1 protein-coding gene is annotated in these 5,009 nt (G+C 69.2%); it reads left to right on the forward strand.

The annotated features are described in order from the left end of the window. Nucleotides 1-123: 123 nt before the first annotated feature. Nucleotides 124-5,009, forward strand: a 4,886-nt coding sequence (locus tag ACIPAE_RS39740; RefSeq protein WP_402452333.1) for an amino acid adenylation domain-containing protein, incomplete at its 3' end; no start/stop codon positions are given.

A 5,009-nucleotide genomic window follows, 5' to 3' on the forward strand; every position in this document is an offset into this window, starting at 1 on the left:
GTGCCGGTGGGTGTGGTGGGTGAGTTGTATGTGTCGGGGGTTGGTTTGGCGCGGGGTTATGCGGGGCGTGCGGATTTGACGGCGGAGCGGTTCGTTGCGTGCCCGTTCGGTGAGGGTGGGCGGATGTATCGGACCGGGGATCTGGTGCGGTGGTTGCCGGGTAGTGAGGGGCAGTTGGCCTTTGTCGGGCGTGCGGATGAGCAGGTAAAGATCCGCGGATTCCGTGTCGAACTCGGCGAGGTCGAGGCCGCCCTGGCTGCTTATCCCGGTGTGGACCAGGCCGTGGTGGTGGTACGGGAGGGCCGGCTGGTCGGATACGTCGTCGGGGATGCCGACGTAATGGACGGTGGCGAGCTGCGGGCGTTCGCGGCGACCCGTCTGCCGGATTACATGGTGCCGTCGGCGGTCGTCGTCCTTGAGGCGCTGCGGTTGACGGTGAACGGGAAGGTGGATCGCACCGCCCTTCCTGCCCCTGAACTCGGTGCCGGCGGCTCCCGTGGTCCGGAGACTCCGATGGAGGAGGCGTTGTGTGTTCTGTTCGCGGAGGTGCTGGGTCTGGAGGGCGTGGGTGCGGAGGAGAGTTTCTTCGCGTTGGGTGGTGATTCGCTGCTGGTGATGCGGTTGATCGCGCGCATCCGTTCGGTGCTGGACGTGTCAGTCGGGGTCCGTGAGGTGTTCGCGGAGCCGACGGTGGCCGGGGTGGCGCGGCTGGTCGACCGTGCTGGGGCGTCGACGGTTGAGGTGTTGGCGCCGCGGGAGCGTCCGGAGCGGGTGCCGTTGTCGTTCGCGCAGCAGCGGATGTGGTTCCTCAACCACATGGAAGAGGCTGACGTCGAGAGCACGGGCGCTGTCTACAACATGCCTCTTGCGTTGCGCCTTGCCGGGAGTCTCGACATTGAGGCGCTCAGGGCGGCGTTGGGTGATGTGGCGGATCGGCACGAGAGTCTGCGGACGGTCTTCCCGGATGTGGAGGGCGTGCCGTATCAGGAGATCCGTGCGGGTGCGGAGGGCCGTCCCCCGCTTCAGGTGGTGCAGGCCGGCGATCGCTGGCGGGAGCTGATGCAGGAGGAGGTGGGGCGCGGGTTCGATCTGGCGGTGGAACTGCCGTGGCGAACCACGTTGTTGAAGGTCTCGGAGGCGGAGTGGGTTCTGCTGCTGGTGGTGCATCACATCGCGACGGATGCGTGGTCGATGGGTGTGCTGGCTGATGACCTTCAGGCTGCGTATCGCGCGCGCCTGTCGGGTGTGGTGCCGGGGTGGGAGCCGTTGCCGGTGCAGTACGCGGATTACGCGTTGTGGCAGCGGGAGGTGCTGGGGGAGCTGGACGACCCGGAGAGTGCGGGTGCGGGGCAGGTTGCTTTCTGGCGCCGCGCGTTGGAAGGGGCGCCGCAGGAGACGGTGTTGCCGTTTGACCGTCCGCGGCCCGCGGCGCCGTCGTTCCGCAGCGGGACCGTCCCGGTCGGAGTCGACGCGGTGACGCATGCGCGGTTGGTGGAGTTGGCCGCGCGGAGCGGGGCGACGATGTTCATGGTGGTCCATGCCGCCCTGGTGGTGCTGTTGGCGCGGATGGGCGCGGGGGAGGACGTGTGCGTCGGCACCCCGGTCGCCGGCCGGTCGGACGCGCAGGTGGAGGGGCTGGCCGGGCTTTTCGTCAACACCCTTGTCCTGAGGTCCGATGCTTCCGGTGATCCGTCGTTCGCCGAGGTGCTGCGGCGGGTGCGCGAGGCCGACCTGGCCGCGTACGCCAACCAGGACGTACCGTTCGAGCGGCTCGTCGACGAACTCGGCGTGGCGCGCTCCGGGGCCCGCAGCCCCTTGTTCCAGGTGATGCTGGCACTCCAGAACGTTGCCGAGGCGCACTGGAATCTCGATGGGTTGGCCGTTGAGGACGTCCCGCCCGGGGCGGCTCCCGCGGCGCGGTTCGACCTGTCGCTCTCGTTGAGTGAGCGGCGCCTGGATGACGGTGCTGCCGATGGTCTGCGGGGCGGCTTCCTCTACGCGGCGGATCTGTTCGACGAGGGGACGGTGCGTCGGCTGGCGGAGCGGTTGGTGCGGGTGCTGGATCAGGTAGCGGCCGACCCGCAGCTGCGGCTGAGCGGCGTTGCGGTACTGGACGAAGCGGAGCGGGTGGCGGTCGTCCAGGCATGGAATGCCACGGACCAGCACGTGGACACGACGTCGGTGCTCGAGGGATTCCATCAGTGGGTCGTTGCGACTCCGGATGCGGCTGCGCTGTGGTCGGGGGGACGGGCGCTGTCGTATGCGGAGGTGGATGCGCGCTCCGATGCCCTGGCGCGGGGGCTGGTCAGCCGAGGCGTGCGTCGTGAGTCGCGGGTGGGGCTGTGCCTTCCGCGCGGGGCCGAGATGGTCGTGGCGATCCTGGCGGTGTGGAAGGCCGGTGGGGCGTACGTGCCGCTGGACCCGGAGTACCCGTCGGAGCGGCTCGTGTTCATGGTCGCTGACAGCGACGCCGAGCTGGTGCTGGTGACGCCCGGGACTGCCGGTCGGCTGTCCGCGGACGTCGAGACGGTTCTGCTCGACGAGCTGGGGTGCGATGAGGGTGGTCTGCCGGACATCGCTTCCGATCCGTCCGATCAGTTGGCGTATGTGATCTATACGTCGGGTTCGACGGGGCGGCCGAAGGGTGTCGCCGTGGCTCATGCCTCCGTGGCGAACCTTGCCACCGCCATGCGTCCGGTCCTGGGTGTCGAGACGGGCGTGACGGCGTTGCAGTTCGCGTCGTTCAGTTTTGACGCGGCGGTGCTGGATGTGGCGGTGACCTTGGCGGCCGGGGGGACGTTGGCGATCGCCTCGTCCGAGGAGCGGCTGGATTCGTCGGCGCTGGCGCGGATGGTCGGGGCGGCGGGTGTCGAAGTGGCGAGCGTCGTGCCGTCGTTGTTGGGAGTGCTGGAGCCGGAATCGGTTCCCGGAGTGGCCAACTGGGTTCTGGGTGCGGAGCGGTTGGAGGCCGGCCTGGCGGCGAAGTGGCGGGCGGGTGCCCGGCTGTGGAACACGTACGGTCCGACCGAGGCGACCGTCATCTCTACCGCCGTCCTGTTGGAGGAGGGCATCACCGGTCAGGACCCGGCGCCCTCGATCGGACGTCCGCTGCCCAACGTCCGTACCTACGTTCTCGACTCCTTCCTCCGGCCCGTTCCCGTAGGCGTGGTGGGCGAGTTGTACATCGCGGGCGAAGGGCTTGCCCGCGGTTACATCAACCGGGCCGACCTGACGGCGGAACGGTTCGTCGCCTGCCCGTTCGGCGGCGGCAGCGACGGCGACGGCAGCGATGGCGGTCGGATGTATCGGACCGGGGACCTGGCCCGCTGGACGGCGGACGGCCAACTGGCGTTCGTGGGGCGGGCGGACGAGCAGGTGAAGATCCGTGGCTTCCGCGTCGAACTCGGCGAGGTCGAGGCCGCTCTGGCCGCTTATCCCGGTGTGGACCAGGCCGTGGTGGTGGTGCGGGAAGGTCGGCTGGTCGGGTACGTCGTCGGGGATGCCGACGATGTCGACGGTGGCGAACTGCGGGCGTTCGCGGCGACCCGTTTGCCGGACTACATGGTGCCCGCCGCCGTCGTCGTGCTCGACGTCTTGCCGTTGACGGCCAACGGCAAGATCGATCGGGCTGCGCTGCCCGCTCCTGACCTCGCGGTGAGCGGCGGTCGGGCGCCGTCGACCCCGACCGAGGAAGCGGTCTCCGCCCTGTTCGGCGAAGTACTTGGAGTGGAGCCGGGCGGGCTGGGTGCGGAGGAGAGTTTCTTCGAGCTGGGTGGTGATTCGCTGCTGGTGATGCGGTTGATCGCGCGTATCCGTTCGGTGCTGGACGTGTCGGTTGGTGTCCGTGAGGTGTTCGCGGAGCCGACGGTGGCCGGGGTGGCGCGGCTGGTCGACGGTGCTGGGGTGTCGGCGGGGGTGGCGTTGCGGCGTTGGGAGCGTCCGGAGCGGGTGCCGTTGTCGTTCGCGCAGCAGCGGATGTGGTTCCTGAACGGGATGGACCGGGGCGCGGAGGGCGGCGCGGGGGTGGGCGCCGGTGCCTACAACCTTCCGTCGGCGCTGCGGCTTTCGGGTCGGCTGGATGTGGGTGCGCTTGAGGCGGCGTTGGGTGATGTGGCGGATCGGCATGAGAGTTTGCGTACGGTCTTCCCGGATGTGGAGGGTGTGCCGTATCAGGAGATCCGCGTGGGTGCGGAGGGCCGTCCCCCGCTTCAGGTGGTCGAGGCCGGCGAGCGTTGGCGGGAACTGCTCGCCTCCGAGGTGGAGCGCGGGTTCGATCTGGCAGTTGAACTGCCCTGGCGCGCAACGCTGTTGAAGGTCTCGGAGGCGGAGTGGGTTCTGTCGCTGGTGGCGCATCACATCGCAACGGACGGCTGGTCCATGGGTGTGCTGGCGAACGACCTTCAGATCGCCTATCGGGCCCGCTTGTCGGGTGCCGAGCCGGGTTGGGAGCCGTTGCCGGTGCAGTACGCGGATTACGCGTTGTGGCAGCGGGAGGTGCTGGGAGATCTGGACGACCCGGAGAGTGCGGGTGCGGGGCAGGTAGAGCATTGGCGTCGCGCATTGGAGGGGGCGCCGCAGGAGACGGTGTTGCCCTTTGACCGTCCGCGTCCGGCGGTGCCGTCGTTCCGCAGCGGTGCGGTGCCGATCGACGTGGACGCGGCCACGCATGCGCGATTGGCGGAATTGGCCGCGCGGAGCGGGGCGACGATGTTCATGGTGGTCCATGCCGCGCTGGTGGTGTTGCTGGCGCGGATGGGCGCCGGCGAGGACGTCTGTGTCGGTACGCCGGTCGCCGGCCGGTCGGACGCGCAGGTGGAGGAGTTGGCCGGGTTCTTCGTCAACACGCTCGTCCTGCGATCCGACACCTCGGGGAACCCTACGTTCAGTGACCTGCTGGCCCGCGTTCGTGAGTCGGACCTGGCGGCGTATGCCCATCAGGACGTGCCGTTCGAGCGGCTGGTGGATGAGCTGAACCCGGCCCGCTCTGCCGCCCGTAATCCGTTGTTCCA

The organism is Streptomyces sp. NPDC087270 (genome assembly GCF_044744625.1).
Lineage (GTDB): Bacteria > Actinomycetota > Actinomycetes > Streptomycetales > Streptomycetaceae > Actinacidiphila.